The sequence below is a fragment of the Mesorhizobium sp. M2C.T.Ca.TU.002.02.1.1 genome (assembly GCF_003997225.1).
The window spans coordinates 1-748 of sequence record NZ_RZTO01001399.1 but is presented as its reverse complement, the minus strand read 5'-3'; the positions used below and the strand labels follow the sequence as shown (position 1 = coordinate 748).

Here is a 748-nt window from a genome sequence, read left to right as displayed (position 1 = left end):
ATCACAGCCTCGCGATGCGTCCGGTCCGGATGGAGCGGATTGGGATAAAAGCCGAGGCCGGAGATGGCCAGACCCTTGCCGGCAAGCTCGGCGGCGATGTCCTTCGCCTGCGCGGCAGGGATATCCACGTCGATATGGCTGGTGCCGGCATAGCGGCGGCTGGCGCCGGAAGTCTTCGGCCAGCAGGCGATTTCCAGCGCCTCGAAACCGACCGAGCGCGCCCAGTCGGCGACCTCGTCGAGAGCAGTATCCGGAAATGGTGCCGTCAGCAGTCCAAGTTTCATGATGCCTCCCAATAGCTAACTATGCAGATCGAGCCGGCTGCTTCAACCGCGCATCTGTTGGCCCAGTACAGACTTGCCTGACAAAGCCAGCCGGATCATTCGAGAGCAGGCCGTCGAGGCTGGCGACGACATGCGCGCGGAATGTTGCGTTCGCGGCCAGTTGCGGATCGAAGATGGCGTCGATCGCAAGGATCGAATCGACAAGCGCGTTGCTGTTCGAGCCGATGCGATCGGCGATCGCCGCTACTTTCTCGGCAAAGGGGTCGGATACCTGCCAGGCGCGGCCGAAGCGCGCGGAAGCTTTGATCAGATAGGCCATCCAGCCGGCGACCGGCACCGACAGCAGCTCGATGCTCTCGCCTTTCGCCAGGCGGTCGCGGATCGGGTTGAGCAGGCGCTGGACGATCTTCTGCGAGCCGTCGGTGGCGATCTGGTGGTTGCGGTGGCGGATCGCGGTGTTGGTG

The 748-nt window shown here is 63.8% G+C and carries 2 pseudogenes; both read right to left on the bottom strand.

Going from position 1 to position 748, the window contains the following annotated elements:
- A pseudogene (locus tag EOD07_RS36365) lies at positions 1 to 284 on the bottom strand (sugar phosphate isomerase/epimerase); the annotation flags it as partial.
- 19 nt (positions 285 to 303) lie between these two features.
- Positions 304 to 748 (bottom strand): annotated as a pseudogene (locus EOD07_RS36360) (mannitol dehydrogenase family protein); the annotation flags it as partial.